The sequence below is a fragment of the Pseudonocardia ammonioxydans genome, from assembly GCF_900115005.1.
GTDB classification, from domain to species: domain Bacteria; phylum Actinomycetota; class Actinomycetes; order Mycobacteriales; family Pseudonocardiaceae; genus Pseudonocardia; species Pseudonocardia ammonioxydans.
Genome location: NZ_FOUY01000060.1, coordinates 1 through 21655 on the forward strand (window position 1 = coordinate 1; position 21655 = coordinate 21655).

24 protein-coding genes are annotated in these 21655 nt (G+C 71.3%); 14 read left to right on the top strand and 10 right to left on the bottom strand.

Going from position 1 to position 21655, the window contains the following annotated elements:
• The 3 genes from BM093_RS30880 to BM093_RS30890 form a co-directional block, all read left to right on the top strand.
• On the top strand, positions 1-722 hold a 722-nt coding region (locus BM093_RS30880), incomplete at its 5' end, for an AMP-binding enzyme (protein WP_143105621.1).
• Positions 715-1503, top strand: a complete 789-nt coding sequence (locus tag BM093_RS30885; protein WP_093355305.1) for an enoyl-CoA hydratase/isomerase family protein — start codon at positions 715-717, stop codon at positions 1501-1503. The genes BM093_RS30880 and BM093_RS30885, both read left to right, overlap by 8 nt.
• Before the next feature lie 13 nt (positions 1504-1516).
• On the top strand, positions 1517-2668 hold the full coding sequence (locus tag BM093_RS30890; RefSeq protein WP_093355310.1) for an acyl-CoA dehydrogenase family protein: 1152 nt from the start codon (positions 1517-1519) through the stop codon (positions 2666-2668).
• 162 nt (positions 2669-2830) lie between these two features.
• On the opposite strand, the gene BM093_RS30895 is transcribed toward BM093_RS30890, so the two are convergent.
• A complete protein-coding gene (locus tag BM093_RS30895) occupies positions 2831-3130 on the bottom strand; it encodes a transposase (RefSeq protein ID WP_143105622.1) in 300 nt (99 codons plus the stop codon).
• 318 nt (positions 3131-3448) lie between these two features.
• Positions 3449-4072, bottom strand: coding sequence for a TetR/AcrR family transcriptional regulator (locus BM093_RS30900; RefSeq protein ID WP_093355319.1), 624 nt, complete (start codon positions 4070-4072; stop codon positions 3449-3451).
• A gap of 87 nt (positions 4073-4159) precedes the next feature.
• On the opposite strand from BM093_RS30900, the gene BM093_RS30905 reads away from it, so the two are divergent.
• The 5 genes from BM093_RS30905 to BM093_RS30925 all read left to right on the top strand — a co-directional run bounded on the left by BM093_RS30905 (position 4160) and on the right by BM093_RS30925 (position 10323).
• Positions 4160-5311, top strand: coding sequence for an NAD(P)H-dependent flavin oxidoreductase (locus tag BM093_RS30905; RefSeq protein WP_245773911.1), 1152 nt, complete (start codon positions 4160-4162; stop codon positions 5309-5311).
• A gap of 286 nt (positions 5312-5597) precedes the next feature.
• Positions 5598-6248 carry an enoyl-CoA hydratase-related protein gene (locus BM093_RS30910; RefSeq protein WP_245773912.1) on the top strand — a complete coding sequence of 217 codons (651 nt, stop codon included), beginning with the start codon at positions 5598-5600 and terminating at the stop codon, positions 6246-6248.
• 53 nt (positions 6249-6301) lie between these two features.
• Positions 6302-7876 (top strand): acetyl-CoA acetyltransferase, encoded by a 1575-nt coding sequence (locus BM093_RS30915; protein WP_245773913.1) that lies wholly within the window; start codon positions 6302-6304, stop codon positions 7874-7876.
• Positions 7877-7988: 112 nt separating this feature from the next.
• Positions 7989-9026: an alpha/beta hydrolase fold domain-containing protein gene (locus BM093_RS30920; RefSeq protein ID WP_093355323.1), complete on the top strand. Its 1038-nt coding sequence runs from the start codon at positions 7989-7991 to the stop codon at positions 9024-9026.
• A 94-nt stretch (positions 9027-9120) separates the two neighbouring features.
• Complete coding sequence (locus BM093_RS30925) at positions 9121-10323, top strand: acyl-CoA dehydrogenase family protein (protein WP_093355327.1); 1203 nt, start codon at positions 9121-9123, stop codon at positions 10321-10323.
• Between the two features lie 99 nt (positions 10324-10422).
• Here the strand turns inward: BM093_RS30925 and BM093_RS30930 are convergent, their stop codons facing one another.
• Positions 10423-11022: a TetR/AcrR family transcriptional regulator gene (locus BM093_RS30930; protein WP_177238810.1), complete on the bottom strand. Its 600-nt coding sequence runs from the start codon at positions 11020-11022 to the stop codon at positions 10423-10425.
• Positions 11023-11223: 201 nt separating this feature from the next.
• Between BM093_RS30930 and BM093_RS30935 the strand changes: the two genes are divergently transcribed.
• The 4 genes from BM093_RS30935 (at position 11224) to BM093_RS30950 (ending at position 14473) form a co-directional block, all read left to right on the top strand.
• Positions 11224-12525 (top strand): cytochrome P450, encoded by a 1302-nt coding sequence (locus BM093_RS30935; protein WP_093355335.1) that lies wholly within the window; start codon positions 11224-11226, stop codon positions 12523-12525.
• A gap of 96 nt (positions 12526-12621) precedes the next feature.
• Entirely contained in the window at positions 12622-12804 is a 183-nt protein-coding gene (locus BM093_RS30940) for a ferredoxin (protein ID WP_342743056.1), read from the top strand.
• Entirely contained in the window at positions 12771-13364 is a 594-nt protein-coding gene (locus BM093_RS30945) for a PaaI family thioesterase (protein WP_245773914.1), read from the top strand. The genes BM093_RS30940 and BM093_RS30945 overlap by 34 nt, the downstream gene beginning before the upstream one ends.
• Positions 13361-14473 (top strand): BtrH N-terminal domain-containing protein, encoded by a 1113-nt coding sequence (locus BM093_RS30950; RefSeq protein WP_218163008.1) that lies wholly within the window; start codon positions 13361-13363, stop codon positions 14471-14473. The genes BM093_RS30945 and BM093_RS30950 overlap by 4 nt, the downstream gene beginning before the upstream one ends.
• 94 nt (positions 14474-14567) lie before the next feature.
• On the opposite strand, the gene BM093_RS30955 is transcribed toward BM093_RS30950, so the two are convergent.
• From BM093_RS30955 to BM093_RS30980, 6 genes are all read right to left on the bottom strand, one after another.
• Positions 14568-15371, bottom strand: coding sequence for a MerR family transcriptional regulator (locus BM093_RS30955; protein ID WP_093355350.1), 804 nt, complete (start codon positions 15369-15371; stop codon positions 14568-14570).
• The gene (locus tag BM093_RS30960; RefSeq protein ID WP_342743055.1) at positions 15372-15824 is read right to left on the bottom strand and encodes a DUF6114 domain-containing protein; all 453 of its coding nucleotides are present in this window, start codon (positions 15822-15824) and stop codon (positions 15372-15374) included.
• Positions 15815-16462, bottom strand: coding sequence for a DUF6230 family protein (locus BM093_RS30965; RefSeq protein ID WP_143105623.1), 648 nt, complete (start codon positions 16460-16462; stop codon positions 15815-15817). Before BM093_RS30965 ends, BM093_RS30960 begins: the two co-directional genes overlap by 10 nt.
• A gap of 304 nt (positions 16463-16766) precedes the next feature.
• Positions 16767-17765 carry a tyrosine-type recombinase/integrase gene (locus BM093_RS30970; protein ID WP_245773915.1) on the bottom strand — a complete coding sequence of 333 codons (999 nt, stop codon included), beginning with the start codon at positions 17763-17765 and terminating at the stop codon, positions 16767-16769.
• Complete coding sequence (locus tag BM093_RS30975) at positions 17762-18118, bottom strand: hypothetical protein (RefSeq protein ID WP_177238811.1); 357 nt, start codon at positions 18116-18118, stop codon at positions 17762-17764. The genes BM093_RS30970 and BM093_RS30975 overlap by 4 nt, the downstream gene beginning before the upstream one ends.
• Positions 18111-18776: a hypothetical protein gene (locus BM093_RS30980; protein ID WP_093355359.1), complete on the bottom strand. Its 666-nt coding sequence runs from the start codon at positions 18774-18776 to the stop codon at positions 18111-18113. Before BM093_RS30980 ends, BM093_RS30975 begins: the two co-directional genes overlap by 8 nt.
• A gap of 172 nt (positions 18777-18948) precedes the next feature.
• Between BM093_RS30980 and BM093_RS30985 the strand changes: the two genes are divergently transcribed.
• Both BM093_RS30985 and BM093_RS30990 read left to right on the top strand, forming a co-directional pair.
• Entirely contained in the window at positions 18949-20268 is a 1320-nt protein-coding gene (locus BM093_RS30985; RefSeq protein ID WP_093355363.1) for a hypothetical protein, read from the top strand.
• Between the two features lie 4 nt (positions 20269-20272).
• On the top strand, positions 20273-20650 hold the full coding sequence (locus tag BM093_RS30990; RefSeq protein ID WP_093355366.1) for a hypothetical protein: 378 nt from the start codon (positions 20273-20275) through the stop codon (positions 20648-20650).
• A 352-nt stretch (positions 20651-21002) separates the two neighbouring features.
• On the opposite strand, the gene BM093_RS30995 is transcribed toward BM093_RS30990, so the two are convergent.
• Complete coding sequence (locus tag BM093_RS30995; RefSeq protein ID WP_093355369.1) at positions 21003-21515, bottom strand: thermonuclease family protein; 513 nt, start codon at positions 21513-21515, stop codon at positions 21003-21005.
• Between the last annotated feature and the right edge of the window lie 140 nt (positions 21516-21655).

The following is a 21655-nucleotide window of genomic DNA, read 5'->3' on the forward strand; positions in this document are numbered from 1 at the left end:
AGCCGCCGCTGTCGCTGATGAAGGGCTTCGCGGAGCTCACCGGCGCCGAGATCGTGCACGCCTACGGCGCGACCGAGACCACGCCGCTGGTCACCGTGAACCGGTACAAGCCCAGCGTGCGCGCCCGCCTGTCCGGGGACGACCTGCTCGAACTGAAGCGCAAGCAGGGGCTCCCGGCCACGCTGGTCGACGTCCGGCTCGTCGACGGCGCCGGCGAGGACGTGCCCCACGACGGTGTCTCCCAGGGCGAGATCTGCGTGCGCGGCCCGTGGATCACCCGGGAGTACCACAACATGACCGACGCCGAGGACCGCTTCCTCGACGGCTGGTGGCGCAGCGGCGACGTCGGCACGATCGACCCCGACGGCTACCTCAAGGTCACCGACCGGCTCAAGGACGTGATCAAGAGCGGTGGCGAGTGGATCTCCTCCATCGACATGGAGAACCTCCTGACCAGCCACCCCGCCGTCGCGGAGGCGGCGGTCGTCGGGCTCGCGCACCCCAAGTGGCAGGAGCGGCCGTTCGTGCTCGTCGTCCCGGCCCCCGGCCAGGAGGTGACGCTGGAGCAGCTGCACGCGCACCTGTCGTCGGCGTTCGCGTCCTGGCAGCTGCCGGAGTCGTTCACCACCGTCACCGAGATCCCCCGGACCAGCGTCGGCAAGGTCGACAAGAAGGTCATCCGCTCCACCTGGGCCGGGCACTACGGAGGGGCCGATGACTGACCAGCTCACCGAGACCCTCGTCTCCGCCGAGCGCCACGGCCCGGTCGCGCTGCTCACCCTGCAGCGCGCGGCGTCCCACAACGCCCTGAGCCGGGGCCTGGTCGCCGAGCTGGCCGGCCGGCTCGCCGACGCGGCCGCCGACCCCGAGGTGCGCGCCGTCGTGATCGCCGGCGCCGGGCCGGCGTTCTGCGCGGGCGCGGACATCACCGAGGTCCCGGCCATGATCGGCGCCTCGCCGACCGACGAGCTGCCGTTCGACCGGCTCTTCGACACCCTCGCCGGCTACCCGAAGCCGACGGTCGCGGCCGTGCACGGCACCGCGTTCGGCGGCGGGTGCGAGCTGACGCTGGCCTGCGACATCGCGATCGCCGGCCGTTCCGCGCGGTTCGCCGTACCCGAGGTCAAGCTGGGCGTCCTCCCCGGCGCCGGTGGCACCCAGCGGCTCGTGCACGCCGTCGGCAAGCCGAAGGCGATGCGCATGCTGCTCACCGGCGACCCGGTCGACGCCGCCTGGGCCCGTGACGCCGGGCTGGTCGCCGACGTGGTCGACGACGAGCAGGTCGTCCCGGCCGCGCTCGAGCTGGCCGCCCGGATCGCGCGGAACGCACCGCGCGCGGTGGTCCTCGCCGCGGACGCCGCCCGCCGGGCCCACGACCAGCCGCTGCAGGAGGGGCTGGCGACCGAACGCCGCAACTTCCTGCTCGCCCTGGGCACCGACGACGCCCGCGAGGGACTGTCCGCATTCACCGAACGTCGTCAACCCGCCTTCACCGGCAGATGAAAGGAAGCACCCGATGATCCTCGACGACTACCGCGCCCCCTGGGCCAACCAGGAGCTGGACGACCTGCGCGAGCTCGCCCGCACGTTCGTCGCGAAGGAGGTCGTGCCGCACCAGGAGCGCTGGGCGTCGGAGCACCAGGTCGACCGCGACTTCTGGCGGACCGCCGGGAGCGCCGGCCTGCTGTGCATCAGCATCCCGGAGGAGTACGGCGGCGGCGGCGCGAGCTTCGCGCATGAGGCCGTCCTCGCCGAGGAGCAGTCCCGCGTCGGCGACGACGCGTGGGCCAACATGGTGCACAGCGCGATCGTCGCGCACTACGTCGCCGCCTTCGGCACCGAGGAGCAGAAGCAGCGCTGGCTGCCCGGCATGGCCTCCGGCGACCTCGTCGGCGCGATCGCGATGACCGAGCCCGGCACCGGGTCGGACCTGCAGAGCATCCGCACCCGGGCCCGCCGCGACGGGGACCACTACGTCATCGACGGTGCCAAGACCTTCATCTCCAACGGCACCCACTGCGACCTGCTGATCATCGTCGCCCGCACCGGCGAGGAGGACGGCGGCAAGGGCCTGTCCCTGATCGTCGCGGAGACCGAGGGCCTGGAAGGCTTCGAACGGGGGCGCGTGCTGGACAAGATGGGGCAGCACGGCCAGGACACCCGCGAGCTGTTCTTCTCCGGCATGCAGGTGCCGGTGGGCAACCGGCTGGGCGAGGAGGGCCGCGGGTTCGGGCAGCTGATGAACCAGCTCCCCCAGGAGCGCCTGATCATCGCGGTCGCCGCCGCCGCGGCCGCCGCCGCCGCGGTCCGCGAGACGGTCGCCTACGTCAAGGAGCGCCAGGCGTTCGGCCAGAACCTCATGAGCTTCCAGAACACCCGCTTCGTACTCGCCGAGTGCGTCGCCGACGTGACGGCTGCCCGCAGCATGGTGGACGCGTTCGTCCCCCGCCACGTCGCGGGCGAGCTCGACGCCGCGTCGGCGTCGATGGCGAAGTTCTTCTGCACCGACGTGCAGAACCGGGTCGCCGACCGCTGCCTGCAGCTGTTTGGCGGGTACGGCTACATGAACGAGTACCCGATCGCGCGCATGTTCACCTCGGCGCGGGTGCAGAAGATCTACGGCGGCTCCAACGAGATCATGAAGGAACTCGTGGCCCGGTCCTTGTGAGAAGGCCGCCCACCAGACGGAGCGCCGATATCCCACGAGAGGAACGGATGGCCATAACGATGTCGACACCGGCCCCGCCGAGGGGGCTGACCACCTGTGAGAAGGCCGAGCTGGGCGAGCTGCGCCGCCGCAACCGGGTATTCGAGACCGAGGTGGAGATCCTCAAGCGGGCCGGACGCGGTCTTGAGGCTCGTTCGCCCGCCGCAGCTCGGCGTTCTCCCGACGCAGCCGGGTCAACTCGTCGTGGTCGCCGCTCGTGGTCTCAGGCTCAGGCGCCAGCCCGTCGTCGATATCGGCCTGCTTGCACCAACCCCGCAGCGTGTCCGGCAGGATCCCCAGCTGCGGTCCGATCCGCTTGCACGCGGCGTTGACCGACAGCCCAGGCTCCTGCTGGCGAGCCTGGCCGACCATGCGCTTGGCCCGCTCACGCATCTCGTCGTTGTACTTCCTCGGTGCCGGCACGAAGACCACCTTCCCGTGGCTTCAGCCTCCACCGAACCCGGGGCGCTGCACCGGTCGGTCGGAATCGTTCGCCGACGGCTGCGCGGGTGAACGCCTGGCAGCGTGGGCGTCGCCGACACCGGCGGCGCGCGTGAAGCCTCACTCCGGAGGGGCAGCAGTCACGGCTTCGAGGTCGGCGGCGCCCGTTCCACTCGGCCACGTTGATCACCATCCTCGCTCCAGGAGGGCCCACAGATCGGGTGGGACGCCGCCGAGTGCAGCCCGCCGTTGGTGCCCGACCCTGGGTGCGGGGGGAGCCCGTCACAGGAACGCGAAGCTTCACGAATGTGGCGGGCTCGGCGCGCTCAGTGATCGCAGGAGGAACTCGACGAGGTCGGCGGCGTACTGGTCGGCGTTGGCTGCGACGGCGGCCTCGAGTTCGGGTGGGGTGGTGAGGATGTGGTTGGTGACCCCGCCGACCAGGCAGTCGAGCAGCAGCGTGGCGGAGGTGTCGGGGCCGACATCTCCGCGAGCGATTCCGCGGCGCACGATCTCGCGTCCGGTGCTGACCTGGGAGCGCCAGAGGGTGTCGAAGTGTTCGGCGAGCTCGGGAACGGCGCGTGTCTCGGGCCCCAGGCGCAGGACGGCTTTGCCGACGTCGCCGAGGTAGAACGCGAGGAACTGGCGGGCGAGTTCGAGCAGGTCTCCGTGCAGGCTGCCGGTGTCGACGTCGGTGACCTGCCCGATGTAGCTGTGCAGGGCGTCGACCAGGACGGCCTGTTTGTTGGGCCAGCGTAGGTAGATCGAGGCTTTGCCGGCGCCGGCCTCGACGGCGACGGCGTCGAGGGTGAACCCCGGCCACCCGACCCTGCCGAACACGGTCAGGGCGGCCCGGGCCACCCGGCGCTCGAGTTCGGGGTCCCGCGGACGTCCCGAACCCGTGATCGTCCTGGCCCTGGCCATCGGCACCCTCCTTGCTGAACGGATCACGTTCACCATATCGTCTCCGTTCCGGACACAGATCGTCCGTAACTCGTCGAGGAGGTGCTGGTGGTCAGGACGGCGTTGACCAACATGCTCGGGATCGAGGCCCCGCTGGTGGGGTTCAACCGGTCCCCGGCGGTGGTCGCCGAGGTGAGCAATGCGGGTGGGTTCGGTGTGCTGGGCGCCTCGACCTTCACCCCTGCCGAGCTGGACGCGGCCCTGAGTTGGATCGAGGAGCAGGTCGGTGGTCGGCCCTACGGGGTCGACGTGCTGGTGCCGGGGCACACGGCCCAGAGCGATCCTGCGGACCTGATCGCGTCACTGCGGGCGCAGATCCCGCAGGGCCACCGGGACTTCGTCGAGGGCCTGCTGGAGCGCTACGGCATCCCCGAGCTGCCGGCCGGGACACCGACCGTGGCGACCGACGAGATCGCCTCGGCCCTGGCCACCGGTGGCGGAGGGGTGGAGGCGTTGCTGGATGTGGCGTTCTCGCACCGCATCTCGTTGGTGGCCAATGCGCTGGGTCCGCCGCCACCGGAGCTGGTCTCGCGCGCCAAGGCAGCCGGGGTGCCGGTGGCCGGGCTGGTCGGGCAGGGCAAGCACGTCGCAAACCAGCTCGAGGCCGGCGTCGACGTGCTGATCGCCCAAGGCACCGAGGCGGGCGGGCACACGGGCACGGTCGCGACGATGGTGCTGACTCCCGAGGTGATCGAGCTGGCCGGGTCGGTGCCGGTACTCGCGGCGGGCGGGATCGCCTCCGGGCCGCAGATGGCTGCGGCGCTCGCGCTGGGTGCGGCCGGGGTGTGGTGTGGGTCGGTGTGGCTGTCGAGCACCGAGGAGGTCACCGGCGAGGCGGTCAAGCGCAAGTATCTCGAGGCGACCTCGGCCGATACGGTGCGCTCGCCCACGCGCACGGGCAAACCGGCCCGGCAGCTACGCACGGCCTGGCATGACGAGTGGGACACGCTCGGCGCCCCGTCGCCGCTGCCGATGCCGCTGCAGCCGATGCTGGTCCAGGACGCCTGGAACCGCATCGACGCCGCCGCCGACGCCGGCAACGAGGACGCCCGGGCACTCGAGTCATTCTTCATCGGCCAGGTCGTCGGTGGTTTCCGCCGGCTGCGTCCCACCGCCGAGATCACCCGGGAGATCATCGCCGACTGCGAGGCCCGGCTCCACGAGCTCGCCCGGCTCACCGCGACCCCGGGCGAGCCCTGACGGCCCCCGCTCGACCCCGCCCCCGGGTCTGTGGCGCCACCGGCGCCCGCCCGAACCGTCCGCTCCCGCTCTGTTGAGGAGACCCACGATTGAGGAGACCCCACGATGAGCTTGCCCGACAAATCCGCGGCGCCGGTCGCGAGCGCCCCGCCTGCCGTGCGGGTCGAACGCGACGGCCACGTCCAGGTCGTGACGTTGAACCGGCCCGAAGCCAAAAACGCCGTCAACGACCGAGGTATCCGCGCTGCTCGGCGAGGCCCTCGAGCAGGCCGAGCACGACCCCGAGGTGCGGGCGGTGGTCCTGACCGGCGCCGGTGATCAGGCGTTCTGCGCGGGGGCCGACCTCAAGGCCCTGGCCCGGGGCGAGGACATCACCGCGCCCGGGCACCAGGACTGGGGGTTCGCCGGCTACGTCACCCACCCGATCAGCACCCCCACCGTGGCCGCGGTGGCCGGGTTCGCCCTCGGCGGCGGCACCGAGCTCGTCCTGGCCTCGGCCTCGGATCTGGTGGTCGCGGGCCGCTCAGCGCGGTTCGGGCTGCCCGAGGTCACCCGCGGCCTCATCGCCGCGGCCGGCGGTCTGAGCCGGTTGCCCGAACAGCTGCCCCGCAAGATCGCGATGCAGATGATCCTGACCGGCGACCCTGTCGACACCGAGACCGCGGCGCGGTGGGGCCTGGTCAACCAGGTCGTCGACGACTCCGAGGTGCTGGGTGCGGCGGTGGCGCTGGCCCAGCGGATCGCGTCGAACGCTCCGCTGGCGGTGCAGGCCAGCAAGCGCGTCGCCGCCGGAATCACCGAGGACGACGTCCCCGCCGAGACCGACGCGTGGCAGCGCAGCAACGACGCCATCACCGCACTGATGAGCAGCGCCGACGTCGTCGAAGGCATGCAGGCCTTCACCGAGAAACGTGCCCCGCACTGGCGGGCTCGCTGACCCGCACCCCGGCACCCGGCACCCGGCACCCCCTAGCGCTTCAGGAGCACACCGTGGCAGGACCCCCGAGTTCATCGCCGAGTTCATCGCTGGATCCCCGCACCCCGGTCCTGATCGGGGTCGGGCAGGTCAGCGACCCCATCGACGGCCCCCGCTACCAGCGGCTGTCCCCGGTGGAGCTGGCCGCCGCCGCGGCCCGGGACGCCCTGGCCGATACCGGCGCCGATCCCGGCGCGGTCGCGGCCGCGGTCGACACGGTGGCCGGGATCCGGCAGTTCGAGATCTCGTTTCCCGGGGTCGCGGCGCCGCTGGGCCGCTCGGACAACTTCCCCCGCTCGGTCGCCGCCCGCCTCGGCACCCGCCCGGCCCGGGCGGTCCTGGAGGTCATCGGGGGCCAGGGCCCGCAGCACCTGGTCACCGAGCTCGCCGCCGACATCGCCGCCGGTCGGGGCGAGGCGGCGCTGGTGTTCGGGTCCGAGGCCACCTCCACCGTGCGCCACCTCGCCGACGCCCCGGACCGCCCGGATTTCACCGAGTCGGCCGGTGGGGGCCTCGAGGACCGTGGCTTCGGCCTGGAGGGCTTGGCCACCGAGTACACCCTCACGCACGGGCTCACCGACGCGCCCACTCAGTACGCGCTGTTCGACAACGCCCGCCGGGCCCGCCTCGGCCAGTCCCGGGCGGACTACCTGCGCGGCATGGGCGAGCTGTTCGCGCCGTTCACCACCGTGGCCGCCACCAACCCGCACGCCGCCGCGCCCACCGAGCGCAGCGCGACCGAGCTGGCCACCCCCACCGCGGCGAACCGCCCCATCACCGACCCCTACCTGCGGTACCTGGTGGCTCGCGACCAGGTCAACCAGGGCGCCGCCGTCCTGATCACCTCGGTGGCCACCGCCCGCCGGCTCGGCGTCGACACCGAGCGCTGGGTGTTCCTGCACGGCCACGCCGACCTGTGCGAACGCGACCTGCTCGACCGTGCCGACCTGTCCACGAGCCCGGCCGCGGTGATGGCCACCCGACACGCCCTCGCGCTCGCCGACATCGGCGTCGCCGACCTGGCCACCCTGGACCTCTATAGCTGCTTCCCGGTCGCGGTCTCGACCATCACCGACGCGTTCGACCTGGCCGCCGACGACCCCCGCGGGCTCACCGTCACCGGTGGGCTGCCGTTCTTCGGTGGGGCCGGCAACAACTACTCCATGCACGCCATCGCCGAAATCGTCGACCGGCTCCGCCGCAGCCCGGGCGCCTACGGGCTGGTCGCCGCCAACGGCGGCGTGCTGAGCAAGTACTCGGCCGGGGTGTACTCCACCACCCCGACCGGCTGGCGCGCCGACCGCAGCGCCGAGCTGCAGGACCAGGTGCTGGCCTTGCCGGCCCCCGCACAGGTCGCCGCCGCCGAGGGTCCCGCGACCATCGAGACCTACACCGTCAAACACGACCGAGGCGGGGCCCGGACCGGCATCGTCGTCGGCCGCCTCGAGGCCACCGGCGCCCGGTTCCTGGCCCTGGCCGCCGACGACACCACCCTCGACGCGCTGAGCAGCGCCGACGAGCCGATCGGCATGCCGGTGCACGCCCGGCGCGCCGATCGCCACAACACTGTCGAGGTCAGCCGGCCGTGATCGGAGGGCACCCACGACCGCACCGCCGGCCACCGTCCGGACTGCAAATGTCGGCCGGCGCACACACCGCGCGGCGAGGCGCCGCGCGCCTGGCTCCGAGAGGAGACCGGTGATGTCCTGGCAGGCCCGCGTGTCCACCCTGCTGGTGCGGTGGGGGGTGCGACCGGGCGTCGAGCTCGTCCCCGACACGGTGTCGGTCGCCCGCACGGCGCGCCGACTGCTCTGCGTGTTCACCGATCTGTGCTGCCGCCCGCACCCGGAGGCAACGATCGTGCGGGTCGCGGCGCCGGCACCCGACGGCATCGAGGTCCGCGGCGAATGGGTCCTGCCACCCGGGACCCCGCCACCGGAAACCGTCGGCGGCATCGGTGACGGTGTCCCCGGTGGCGGTGTCCCCGACCTGCGCGGCGGCGCCGTGTTCTACATCCACGGCAGCGGCTACACCGTGGCCTCGGCCCGGACCCACCGCGCGATCACCTCCCGCCTGGCGGTCTGGACCGGACGGCCGGTGTTCGCATGCGACTACCGGCTCGCACCGGTGCACCGTTTCCCCGCCGCCGCCGACGACGTCGATGCGGCCTTCACCTGGCTGATTGACCACGGCGCACGGCCCGACCAGGTCGTCATCGCCGGCGACTCCGCGGGTGTTCAGCTCGGTCTCGCGCTGGCCGCCGAGTACACCGCCCGAACCCAGAGCCCCGCCGTCGCGGCCCTGCTTTTCTTCTCCCCGCTCGTCGACCTCTCGCTGGCCCGGGTTCGGGAATGGGAGAGCGGCCGACGCCGCGACCCGCTGGTCTCCGCGGCCCGGGTGGAGCGGCTGCTGCGCGTCTATCTCGACGGTGCCGAAATGACCTCCCCGCGACTGCGTTTCACCTCCGAGGGTCTGCGCGGTCTCCCCCCGATGCAGATCCACGTCAGCGATGCCGAGTTCCTCTATGCCGACACCCGCCACCTCGTCGAGATGATCGAGGCCGCCGATGGCCAGACCGAGCTGCAGCTCTGGCCCGGACAGCTCCACGTCTTCCAGGCCCTGCCCGGTTTCGTGCCCGAAGCGACGCACTCGCTGCGCGCGGCGGCGACCTTCGCCCACCACCATCTCGAACGCGCTCGCCCGACCGACAACCGACCCGTCACCGACGACCCCGCATGACCCGGGGCCAGCGCCGTCGGGCACCACCGCGCCCGCACCGCTGACCCAGCGCGGTCGACACCCCAGCCTTTCCGGACGAAGCAGAGGAGCGGCCATGACCGAGCTCGAGCAACACACCACCGACACCGCCCAGGGGGCTGCGCAGGACGGTCCGGTCCCGGACCCGTGGAACACGTCCGAACGTCGAGCGCTGCGCGAGCTGGCCACCGACTTCACCCGCCGCGAGATCGTGCCCCACCTGGCGACGTGGGAGTCCGCGGGCGAGCTGCCCCGCAGCCTGCACCGCAAGGCCGCCGAGGCCGGATTGCTCGGGATCGGGTTCGGCGAGGACATTGGCGGCGCCGGTGGCGACCTGCGCGATACCGTCATCATGACCGAGGCGATCCTGGCGGCCGGTGGCTCGACCGGGCTGATGGCCGGCCTGTTCACCCACGGCATCGCGCTTCCCCACATGATCGAGCACGGCGACCCCGACCACATCCAACAGTGGGTCCGCCCCACCCTGGCCGGAGACACGATCGGCAGCCTCGCGATCACCGAACCCGACACCGGCTCGGACGTGGCCAGCATACGCACCACCGCCCGCCGCGACGGGGACCACTACGTGGTCAACGGCGCCAAGATGTTCATCACCTCGGCCACCCGCGCCGACTTCGTGACCACCGCAGTCCGCACCGGCGAACCGGGAGCGAAAGGGGTGTCGCTGCTGGTCATCGATACCGACACACCCGGACTCGGTGTATCCCGACGGCTCGACAAGATGGGCTGGCTCTGCTCGGACACCGCAGAGCTGCACTTCGACGACGTCCGGGTCCCGGTCGCGAACCTGATCGGCGCCGAAGGCAGCGGATTCCTCCAGATCATGCACCAGTTCCAGACCGAACGCGCCTCGCTGGCCGTGCAGGCCTACGCCACCGCCGCGCGCTGCCTCGACCTCACCACGGCCTGGGCCCGCCAACGCGAGACCTTCGGACGCACCCTGTCTTCCCGCCAAGTCATCCGGCACAAGATCGTCGACGTGGCCACCGCCGTCGACGCCGCCCGCACCTACACCCGCGACGCGATCGACCGGGCACTGGCCGGTAACCCCGACGTCACCAAGATCTCGATGGCGAAAAACGTCGCCGTCGGAGCATGCGACCTCGCCGTCGACACCGCCGTCCAACTACACGGCGGCATGGGATACCTGCGTGAATCCGAGGTCGAGCGCCACTACCGCGACGCCCGCATTCTGTCCATCGGCGGCGGCACCACCGAAATCATGAAAGAGATCATCGCCAAGCTCATGCAGATTTGAGCGAACCGAAGGTGCGGGTGCAGCCCAGATTCAGGTGGTCGACGCAACATCAAGGGACTGCAAGTACATGTTCTTTCAGTCCCATCTACGGCTGGAGTATTAGGAGACGTGCCAACTGGAGGCTTTATCCCCGAGGAACCGAGTGACGAGCATGGCGATGTGGTTCGCTACGTGCGCGCTGGGGTGCAGAGGTAGTACGACATGGCTGATGGCGAGGCGGGTGGCGGTCTCGGCGGCGTCGCGAGCGTCTTCGGGTGAGACGTCGGGTCGCACAGTGATCACCGCGTCGGCGAGTTTCCCCCGTGCGGCGCTGATGACCGGCTCGGCGTCGGTGGTGAGCAGCGGAAGCAGTTCGTCGCGCCCATCGGCGGTGAGAATGGACTTGAGCAACGGGTTGGTGGCGGCGGTGTCGAGGGTGTATAAGACTGCTGCGCGCCATTGCTCGAACACATCGTCGCTACCCGCGAGAGCCTGGTCGACGCCGTTCAGAAAGTGGTCGGTGAGCTGTAGGACTAGCGCTTGGGCGAGACCCCGCCTATTGGTGAAAGTGTTGTAGATTGTCTGGCGGCTCACCCCGAGGCGGATCGCGACGGTCTGGACTTGCAGGCCGTGCCAGCCGTGCGTGGCGACCTCGTCGGCCGCGATGTCGAGGGCGCCCTGGATGATCCTTTGACGACCGCTGTCGTATGAGGCACGCACGCGCCCCAGACTAGCGATCGCGTTCGCATGGCCGGGTCGGCGACGATGCGCCGGGGCACCAAGGCACCGTCGTCCTCCAGTCGAACTCACTCGCCCCAGCGCCAGAACTTGACAACAACCGGGACCGTGTCCACGGTGACGATGTCAGGTACGGACTCGGCAGTCGCGCCCGGCCGGGCGGCGAAGTTTGGAGCGTCAACGATGACCCAGCATGTGACCCGCTCGGCGAGCGGAAGCCCGGACCGGCCGTACGACGAGCTCGACATCTCCTCGCGGGCGTTCTGGTCCACCTCGGCGGACGTCCGGGAGAAGACGTTCTCGTTGTTGCGCGAACGGGGCACGGTCACCTGGCACCCGCCGTTCCAGGAGCAGCTGCTCGAGGATCCCGACGACTACGGGTTCTGGGCCGTCACCCGCTACGACGACCTCGTGGAGGTCACCAAGCGCCACGAGGACTTCCTCTCGGGGCCGGGCATCCTCATGGAGAACCTGCCCGCGGAGCTGGTCGAGGCTGCTCAGTCGATCATCGGTATGGACCCGCCGCGGCACACCAAGATGCGGCGACTGGTGGCCGCGGCGTTCACACCCAAGCAGATGCGCCGGATCGACGACCGTATCCAGGCCAACGCGCGAATGGTGGTCGACGACCTCGAGAAGGCGCTGGAACGCGACGGCGGGCAGACCGACTTCGTCGCCGAGTGCGCCGAGCTGCTGCCGATGCACAACATCAACGACATCATGGGCGTGCCGGACGGCCAGCGACAGCAAGCCGCGCATGAGATGAAGGTCGGCACCAGCTGGAATGACCCTGAGTTCGTTGGTGAGACCAAAGAGGAAGTACTCGGGAGACTGTTCCAGGCGATGACCTTCTCCCACGGGCTGGCTACGTCGCTGGCCGGGGAGCGCCGGGAGAACCCGACCGAGGATCTGATCAGCTCGCTCGCCCACGCCGAGGTCGACGGAGAGACGCTCACCGACGAGGAGATCGGTGCGTTCTTCGTCCTGCTGACCATCGCCGGTAACGACACCACCCGCCAGTCCACCACCCACGGCCTGCGGGCGTTGACCGACTATCCTGCTCAGCGCGCCTGGCTGCTCGACGACTTGGAGGAGCGGATGCCGGACGCGGTCGAGGAGATCGTGCGCTGGGCAACGCCGATCATGACCTTCCGCCGCACGGCCGGCCGGGACTGCCAGCTCGCCGGCCAGCAGATCACCGAAGGCGACAAGGTCGTCATGTTCTACTCCTCGGCCAACCGCGACGAGAGCCGCATCGAGCGTCCGCACGAACTCGACCTCTCGCGCCACCCGAACCCGCACATCAGCTTCGGCGGCGGGGGCATCCACCACTGCCTGGGCAACCAGCTGGCCAGGTTCCAGCTTAAGGCCCTGTTCACCGAGCTCCTGACGCGTCTCCCCGATCTGCAGGCCGGTGAACCGGAACTGACCCCCGGCAACTTCTTGAACGTCGTCAAGCGGATGTCCTGCTGGCGCCAGAGCTGATTGGTTCGGTAGTCCTCGTCGATTCAGCAGGACAGGGAACCGCCACAGGCACCGCCAGGCGATCGGCCCGCTACTGGGAAGGACTTCTTGTTGAAGGTGCACATTGACACCACCCGCTGCACCGGCCACGGATTGTGTGAGGCCGTGGCGGAGGACATCTTCGAGGTCGGTGACGACGGCATGGCCCACCTGCTGGCCGATCCCGACGCAGACCGGCGCGGCGAGGTCGACCAGGCGGTCGCCGAGTGTCCGACCCGCGCCTTGTCGGCCAGCGGATGACCGGACCCCACAGACACCCGGTCTCACCGCCTGGCGGCCCCGCCGATATCCCCGCCAATGTCCTTCCCCCGCACAGCGAGCAGTGCATGGGGTGCGGCCTCGCCAACCCCGCCGGACTGGCGATGCAGGTCCGCCGGGAAGGCGAGGACGTGGTCTGCGACCACGTCTTCGACAGCCGTCAGGTCGGCGCGCCCGGACTTGCCCACGGCGGCGCGGTCGCCGCAGCCTGCGACGACCTGTTCGGGTTCGTGCTCTACCTGGTGGCTGAACCCGCCGTCACCCGCACCCTCGAGGTCGGGTACCGGCGCCCCGTCCGTCTGGGTATCACCCACCGCATCCGTGCCCGCCTCGTGCACCGGGAGGGTCGGAAGCTCCACCTCGTCGCCGAGGGCACCGACCCCGATGGCGTTCTCTGTTTCGACGCCCGCGCGGTGTTCATCGTGGTCGGCATCGAGCACTTCACCCGCTACGGCCCTGCACGGTTCGAGCACGTCTTCGCCCCCCCCGCCCCACCCACCAGCTCCGGCACGAGCGCCAACGATCAGGAGACGACCTCATGACACGCATCGGCACCGGGGATCATCGCGCGGGCACCTCGACCGACGACATGGTCGGCGTTGCCGGTTACCCGCACCGCCCCGCTGGACACTGTGGCTCCGGTTCGCTGCGCGACCTCTTGGAATGGGCCGGCCTGTCCTGGAGCGAAGACCCTCTCGACGAAGGAACCGTCTTCGGCCTCAGCGGAGAGCTGGGATTCGGCTACACCCGCGGTCCTGGCCTGGGTTCACCGTTCTACCTGGTCGGTCGCGGCCCCGACCTGACCGAAAACCTCTGCCGCCGCCTGGGCATCGGCCTCGAGGTCCGCGCCACGGACGACGCCGAGCAGGGACGCGCCTGGCTCCACGAAGAACTCGACGCCGGCCGGCCGCTTCTGTGCTGGGCCGACATGCGCGAACTGCCCTACCTGCGCGTCCGCATGCAGATGAGCCGTCACGATATCGTCGTCACGGGTTACGATCCCAGAACCGATCAGGTCCGCGTCATCGACAACGATCGCCCCGACCCTCAGCTCATTCCCGCCGCCGCGCTCGCCACCGCCCGCGCCTCGACCGGCTTCCCCCAACCGACTCGTCACACGTGTTACCCCATGTGCTTCCCTGCTGCGCTGCCGGACCGCGCGTCCGCCGCGACCAGCGCCGCCGCGGGTGCCGTCCACGCCATGCGCCACCCCGCGCCTGCACTCCAGTCCGCGACCGAAGGGGTGGCCGCAGCCGGGCTCGACGGCATCGCCGTCTTCGCCGACGACCTCGACCGCTGGCCCGAACTCTTCGGCACCGGGTCGGCCAACGGACCAGACCTCCATACCGCTCTGATGACACTCGCGGCCTTCATCGAGAAGGCCGGCACCGGCGGCGGCTTGTTCCGACGCCTGCAAGCTGACTTCCTCACCTGGCTCGCCGCCACTGACGCCGACGCCGAGCCAGCCGCTCGCGCCTACCGCGATCTCGCCGACCGCTGGACTCAGGTCGCCGCCGCTGCGGTCAGCGACCCAGAGCCATCGACTGCCTCACGGCGTTGGCGGACAACACGCGACCTCGTTTCCGAGCTACCCCACCGTGAAGCGGCAGCTCTCGGCGAGCTGCAGAGTCTCGCAGACCGTGCCACATGACGCGCGGCCGCGCAGGAGAGAAGCGACCGCCCGGGGCCCTCGCCGATGTCGACCACCTTCCGCACTTCCCGAAGCGTGGTGACCACAACGCCGCTCAGACCGAGTCTTCGTTCCTCCCAGAGAGGTGTGAACTCAGCCGGTCGATGTACTCGCCGAATGCCGCATCAACGTGGTGGTCGAGCGCAAGGGCGAGCGACGCCTGAAGCGCTCCGGCCGTCGCAGGCCGGATGCGGTCGATGAACGCCGCCACTGCCGGGACCTCGCCGGGGGACGGCATCCAGCCCGGGGCCCGACTCCTGAACAGGTAATCGGACATGATCTCGACGAACCGTCGGGCGGTGTCGTCGACGGCGCGGCGGACCTGCGCTCCGAGGGAGAGGACCTCACTGGTCGGAACGCCGGCGGCGATAAGGTCGGCAGTGGTCCGGAGCAGCCGCGGGCTCGGTACGCGAAAGTCGGCACAGTGCTCGGCGAGGTGGCCTCCCGGCGGAAGCTCGATGAGGCCGACGTCCGCGGCGGCTCGGACCAGTTCCCGCACCTGCGCTTCGGACGGCTCGCCGTCCGAAGGAGACAGCAGCGACAGCAGTTCCGAGCAAGTGATGGTTTCCGGAAGTTCCTGGGCGAAGAAGCTGGTGACGACCTGTTCGAGGCCGAGGACATCGGCGAGATCGCGGCCGTCCTGCCAAGCGCGAAGGAGTTCAGCGATGTTGCTGGCGGTGTATCCGCGGTGGAGGAGACGCCCGATCAGCTGGAGTCGCGCCAGGTGGGTTCCATCGTAGATCCCGACCCGGCCCTCGCGTCGAGGCGGCGGGAGCAGGCCACGCTCCTGGTAGGCTCGGACGTTGCGTACGGTGCTGTTTGCTGCTCGCGCCAGCTCGTCGATCCGGTACTCGGACATCTAGCCGTCCTCGCGATGGTCGGAGGTCTGTTCGGCGGACGGTATCGCCCCGGCTGTCGCCTCCCCTCGATCGTCCGGAACCCAGGCAAAACCGAATGCACCGCCGAGCACTCCAAGCACGAGGCCCAACCCGAACCCTCCGAGGTTGGTAGTCACCACCGAGGCGACCGCGATGATGACGGCCCCGACCCCGGCGAAGGCGTGGCTGCGGGGCTGGAACACGAGGAACAGGCCGAGGACACACAGTCCGGCCCCGAAAAGGAAACCTGAGGTCCCGGCGACCCCGGGAAGCAGGACAACCGACAATGAGGCACCGGGCAAGATCAGCAAGCTTACCCCGGCTGCCGCGGTGAGCACGCCGCCGAGAAGCGGCCGACGTCGCCCCCATGACCGCCAGGAGCCGGTGTGCCTGTAGGCCGACGTGGAACGAGTGTGCGCCCCGCTCACAAGCACTCCGGCTGATCGCTGCCCACACGTACCTCGGCGCCAGCGAGCTGGAGTTGGTTGACCGTGGCCCAGCGAGCCGTGGCGCTGACGTCGAGCACAAGCCCGTCGATCGTCGCCGGCACACCTCCGGTAGAGGTGTCGATCGGGGTACCGTCGGGGGCGGTCTGCTCACGGTTGAGCCCAAGTTGCTGCCCCGCCGCGCCGAGACCATCGATGCTCTCGATGGCGAGCTGCAACCGACCAGCGGTCACGTCACGATCCGTCGGGGTCGTCGCCCTCAACACATAGCGTCCAGCGGGAGTGTCGACCGCAGTGGAGGCACACAGCCCAGCAACCCGGACCCGACGTAGATCAAGCACCACGACGGGCTGTCTCGACCCGTCGGGATTCTGCACGAACGAAGGAAGCGCACCGAACGCCTCCCCGTTGAACCGCTGAGCACTGATCTTCAAGGTCTGCTGGCCCTCGAGAGCCAGAGCGACCGGCACCGCACCGGTCAGCGCACCAACAGCCATGGCGCCGATCGACAGGGTTGCGGGCGTCAGCACCAGCACCAACCGACGCCACGAGACCCACCCCTCGCGCCCCGGCGGCTTCTTGCGGTGTCGAGTGACCTCGGGCCAGCTGCGCGGATCGACATCCATAGCGAGCTCCTCGTCTGTGAGCAATGAGCCAACCGTAACAAGGCCATTGATCGATGGTTATGTTGCCTGCTGCCCGCAACTGACAGAACCGTAAGCAGACTCCGGGAAACCGGGGGAACCGAACCTCACACGACGACGCGCTCAACGAACTGGCTCAGTCTGCCCAAGCCGCCGACGCGACTCTTCGTTCCGTTGTTCCTCGACCCCCGGCCAGCTGGTGGCGGCGCTGGTTTACCTAAAGACGTTGTGACCAGAGCGATGAGTCGGGGGCAGCAGGGGGGCGCCCACCAAGGATCCGGGGGACTCAGCTGCCGCCGCGACCTGTCGTGTCGGTGGACTGGCCGGCGGCGTAGAAGGTAGATACGGCGTAGCTGGGGTGCCGGTCCAGGTTGTGCCGCGAGGAATCGTACCGGCGGGTCGTTCGCGGATCGCGGTGTCCGGCTCCATCTTGGACATCGCGCAGGGATACCCCGGCGTCGAGGGCGGCGGTGACGAAGGTATGGCGCAGGCTGTGCGGGTTGATCCGGTCGGCCTGGGGCAGCCCGGCGCGCCGCGCCAGGCGCCGGATGAGCCGCCAGGCGGCGGGTTCGTCGACCCTGCGCCCGGTGCGGGTGGCGAACAGCGGGCCGCTGGTGCGCCCGGCCAGGTAGACGGCCAGGGCGTGGATCACAGGTGGGGCCAGCGGCGCGGTCGCGGTGTGGCCGCCCTTGCGGCGCAGCCGCAGCACCTGGTGTCCGCGTTCGGTCTGCAGGTGTTCGACGTCGCGGGACAGTGCCTCGTCGATCCGCAGCCCGTTGTGCACGAGCAGGCTGATCAGGGCGTGGGACCGGGTTCCGTCGGCGGCCGCGGCGGACAGGAGCCGGGTGACCTCGTCGCGGTCCAGGCCGGTGGACACCGAGTCCTGCCTGCTCTGGGGGCGGATCACTCCGGTCATCGGGGACCGGTCCAGGACGTCCTCGCCGACGCCGTAGGCATACAACCCGGCCAGCGTGGAGAGCTTGCGCGCGATCGTCGACTCGGCGGCCGGGCGCCCGGTGCGCGGCTGGGGCTGGGCGAGCTCGTGGGCGTAGGCGTCGATGTGCACCCGCCGCAGCCGCAGCGGATCCAGGCCGGCCTGGGCGCACCAGGCGTAGAAGTCGCGGATGTCGCGGGCGTAGGCGCGGCGGGTGTGCGGGGAGCGCCGGGAGAGCACGAACGCCGTGGCCAGCCGCCAGGCCGGATCGTCATGCCGGTGGTCTCGGGGCGAAGCCAGCGCGGTGTCGAGCAGCAGGGTGGGCCGGTCGGCCGGGTGCGGGCGGCTCATCGGAGTTGGCCGTGGTAGACGCTGGTGTCGGTGTCGACCAGCCAGGCCAGCACCTCGTCGTGGGCGGCGAGGGCGGTCCGCAGCGCGGTCGCGGCGGCCGCGGCGGCGGCGGTGGCCGAGCCGTCGGCCGTCCGGCGGGCGTGCCCGTGGAGTTGCGCGCGGATCGCGGCGGCGAGGGTGGCGATGTCGTCGACGGTGAACCCGTCCAGGCTCGCGCGGGTCCGGGCCCGCAGCTGGTCCGCCGTGCGCGGATCGGTCCCGCGACCCTCACGCGGTCGGGCGGCCGCACTGCGCTGCTCGACGGCCGGGGCGGGCAGCGACGGGACCACGCGCAGGTGCGAGTGCCTACCCATCGTGGGGCGCTCCTTCGGTGTCGGTGACCGGGGCGGGGGCCGCGGGTAGGGCCGGGGCGCCGGCCGCCCGGGGCGCGCGCAGCAGTTCCCACGGCGAACCGGCCGACGGGGTGTACTGCCGGTGCAGGTAGGCGGCTTCGAGCTCGGCCGGTAGCGCCGCGGTGGCGAACCGGATCAGCCCCGGCACCCGCGGGTGCGGGGTCCAGCCCCGGATCGTGCGGGCGGCGACCACGAACCCGGACACCGCGCCCAGGATCGGCAGCGCCAACCCGACGCACAGGTCGGCCACCACCGGCCCGGTGCGCCACCAGCCCACCCATGCCGACTCCGGCGGCCGGCGAGCGGCATCCCAGCCGGCCACCGCGCGCTGATTGTCCGGATCCGGGTCCGGGGCGGCCGGGCGCAGGCCCACCGCCAGGGCGACCGGCTCGCTGCCCGGACCCTCGGGGCTCTGGGGCAGCCGCGGGCGGGCGGCCAGGGCGGCCAGCGCGGCGGGGTCGAGCAGCAGCGTGCCGCCGCGCCCGCGGCCGTGCACCCCGGCGGGCAGCACCTTCGCATCGATCAGCTTGCGCACCTGGTAGGCGCTGCGGCCTAGCGCGCGCCGCGCCTGCGGGGTCGTCGCGAACGCCGGAGCCGCCGCGGCCGCCACTGTGGTCATGGAAACAAGCTAGCACCGGGTACGGGGTCAGTGAACGACTCCGCGACACCAGAACCACCACTGAGCGCAGAGCAGGATAAGGGGCATTATCCTGTATCTATTACGTAGCGTTGTGCAATAACGTAAACAAACGTTATTGACACATCGAAACGTATGCCGTAGCGTGTCTGGCATGAGCGAGGGCGAGCAGGCGCGCGACTACGGCAGCGGCGCGGGCGGCGGTGCTGTCGCCGGCGCCGGGCTGGAGCGGATCGCCTGTCAGATGCCCGGCGTCGAGGGCGGCTGCCCGAACGTGATCGAGCAGTACGCCGGCACCGGCGGGCGCAAGCCCAAGTACTGCGGGCTGACCGTGGACGGGGTGCCGCACACCCGCTATACCGCCCTGCGGGTGCGCGAGGGCAAGCTGACCCTGCCCACGCCCGGCTCCGGGCCCGAGCACGAGCCGGTCCCGGTGCGGCCGGTGTCGTATGCCCGCGCCTCGATCGAGGGCCTCGGTGGCGAGTTGCGCGACCAGCTCGCCGCGCACCAGGCGTGGGCCGCCGACTTCGCCGCTCGCCTCGGGCAGCAGCTGGCCACCGCCACCGACCCCGACGCCGCCGCGGCCGAGATCAGTGCCGCGCACCGCGACGCCCGCACCCGTATCGACGCGGCCGAGGCCGCCCGCGACGACGCCCTGGCTCGGGCCCGGGCCGCCGAGACCGCGGCCACCGCTGCGGCGGTCGCCCAACGGGAAGCCGAAGCCGCCGCCGAAACTGCACTGGCCGAGGCCGACGACGCCGCGGCCGACCGCGACCAGGCTCACCAGCAGCGCGATCAGGCCCACGGCGAGCGGGACCAGGCCCACGCCGAGCGCGAGCAGCTCGCACAGCAGCTCGACCAAACCCGCAGCCGGCTAACCGAGGCCGAGCGCACCCGCGACGACACCGAAACCGCCCGCGCCGAGCTGGCCGAACACCTCGACCAGGCCCGCGCCGAGCTGGACCGGCTGCGCGCCGCACACGAGCAGATCACCGCCGAGCGCGACCAGACCCGCGTCGAGCTCGCCGCCGCACGCGAGGAAGCCGAGCAGCAGCAGCGCCGCGCCGAGACCGCCGAACACGACCGCGACACCGCCGCCGCAGCGGCCCACGAGCTGCGCGCCGAGCGCGACCAGGCCCGTGAACGCGCCGAACAGGCAGGCCGGGAGGCGGGCGAGGCCCGCACCGCCCAGGCCGTTGCCGAGGCCCGCAACGAGGCCCTGACCCGCCAGCTCGCCCACGACATCGCCACCGAACGCGCTCACGCCCAGCAGCGCCTCGATGACCAGGCCGTCCGCTACGACCAGCAGATCACCGAACTCCGCACCCAACTCGGCGTCGGACCCGATCGGGCACCTCGTGGCGAGGCCTCTCCGGCCGCGACACGGCGCCCACGGGCCAGCCGCAGCGGCGCGCGGCGGTCACCGGAGGGCACCGACACATCCCAGAAACCGCCCGAGCAGCCGCAGGAGTAGCACCATGGCGACTACCACCCCGGCCGAAGCCGACCGTGGCGCGGCCACGCAACAGCAGGCCCGAGCGCTGCAACTCGCCCACGCTCACCGCGCCACCCAGGCCATCCACCGGGCCGCGCTTGCCGCCGAACACCCCGGCCCGCTCGCCGACTCCCAGGTCCGGCTGCAGGGCATCACCACGGCGATCCGTCAGACCGCACACCCCGCATTGGCCGACGCCCTCGACGTCGAAGCCACCAGCGGGGCCGTCCTGCAATGTCTGCTGACCGCCGACGACGACACCTCGGCCGCCGGCCTCGAGGACGCCCTGGCCGACTACCAACACCGCCGTGCCGACGTCGACGCACTCCTGCCCACCACACGCCCGACGACCCAGTCCTGAGCGCACCCCTGCCCACTCAGCACCCGTGCGACGGGCGACCCGCCGCGTGCGTTCTCGGCGCTGCGTTCGGGCCATTCCGCGCGGGTCGAGAGACCCCGCGCGGGGCGAACCCGGGGCCGCGTAGCAGACGATCTGTCGGGGGACCGTGCGATGCTCACGGCGTGAGCCGGCCCCCGCGTCTCTACCACGCCGTGACCTGCACCGACACGGCCTGCGACCCGTCGTGCCCGATCGGTGAGCCAGACCTGACCGGTGCTGACCCGCCACCGCCGGACGCGTCCGTCGATCCGGGCGAACCGGAGCGCTGGACACCGCTTGATCCGTAGATCACGCGCAGCCGGTGTGGTGCGGGTCAGCCGCAGTTGCGGCCATCATCGGCCGCCCGTAACTGGTCGAGGTATGCCGGGCCGGCGTCGTTGTTGCCCTGATAGACCCCGGTGTGCGGGGCGCCGACGACGGTGAGCCCGTAGTCGGCGCCGCCCGGCAACTGCACATACCGCAGCTGCCGGCCGAACCGGTCGGTATCCACCCCCGGCTCTTCGACCAGGGTCACCACCTGGTCGGCCAACAGCCGGCGCGCCTCAGCGGTGGCCTCGGGTCCTCGCGGCGTCGAACTCTCACACGAGTCGATCCCGAGCACCCGCACAGTCTGCCCATCGGCGGTGTCGAACGTGTCGCCATCGGTCACCGACGTGACCGTCACCGTGCGCGCGGCGACCAGGTCCCCCGCGCGGGCCGGCCCGGCGGCTTCCGGCGAGCCGCTGGGACCCGCCAGTGCGGCGCTGGCGCCCACACCCAGCGCGGCCACCACGGCCGCCGCCGTGGACCACTGCCACCTGCGCCTCGGCGACGCCATCATCGACACCTATCTCCTTGCCGTTGCCAGGGCGCGGGGCCCGGCCGTGCTCGTGCGGTGAGCCAGGCCAGGGTCCGCTCCACCGCCCACCGGCGGGGCAGGACGGAGAATCCGCGCTGCTCAGGCGGCTTGCGGACGACCTCGACCGT

Bases quoted from the DNA above. Each gene is read 5' to 3' on its own strand.
- BM093_RS30965 (WP_143105623.1), bottom strand. From the start codon at position 16,462: ATGGATGTCGATCCGCGCAGCTGGCCCGAGGTCACTCGACACCGCAAG.
- BM093_RS30920 (WP_093355323.1), top strand. From the start codon at position 7,989: ATGTCCTGGCAGGCCCGCGTGTCCACCCTGCTGGTGCGGTGGGGGGTG.
- BM093_RS30955 (WP_093355350.1), bottom strand. From the start codon at position 15,371: ATGTCCGAGTACCGGATCGACGAGCTGGCGCGAGCAGCAAACAGCACC.
- BM093_RS30885 (WP_093355305.1), top strand. From the start codon at position 715: ATGACTGACCAGCTCACCGAGACCCTCGTCTCCGCCGAGCGCCACGGC.
- BM093_RS30935 (WP_093355335.1), top strand. From the start codon at position 11,224: ATGACCCAGCATGTGACCCGCTCGGCGAGCGGAAGCCCGGACCGGCCG.
- BM093_RS30950 (WP_218163008.1), top strand. From the start codon at position 13,361: ATGACACGCATCGGCACCGGGGATCATCGCGCGGGCACCTCGACCGAC.
- BM093_RS30975 (WP_177238811.1), bottom strand. From the start codon at position 18,118: ATGGGTAGGCACTCGCACCTGCGCGTGGTCCCGTCGCTGCCCGCCCCG.
- BM093_RS30890 (WP_093355310.1), top strand. From the start codon at position 1,517: ATGATCCTCGACGACTACCGCGCCCCCTGGGCCAACCAGGAGCTGGAC.
- BM093_RS30985 (WP_093355363.1), top strand. From the start codon at position 18,949: ATGAGCGAGGGCGAGCAGGCGCGCGACTACGGCAGCGGCGCGGGCGGC.
- BM093_RS30900 (WP_093355319.1), bottom strand. From the start codon at position 4,072: ATGGCCAGGGCCAGGACGATCACGGGTTCGGGACGTCCGCGGGACCCC.
- BM093_RS30980 (WP_093355359.1), bottom strand. From the start codon at position 18,776: ATGACCACAGTGGCGGCCGCGGCGGCTCCGGCGTTCGCGACGACCCCG.
- BM093_RS30970 (WP_245773915.1), bottom strand. From the start codon at position 17,765: ATGAGCCGCCCGCACCCGGCCGACCGGCCCACCCTGCTGCTCGACACC.
- BM093_RS30925 (WP_093355327.1), top strand. From the start codon at position 9,121: ATGACCGAGCTCGAGCAACACACCACCGACACCGCCCAGGGGGCTGCG.
- BM093_RS30990 (WP_093355366.1), top strand. From the start codon at position 20,273: ATGGCGACTACCACCCCGGCCGAAGCCGACCGTGGCGCGGCCACGCAA.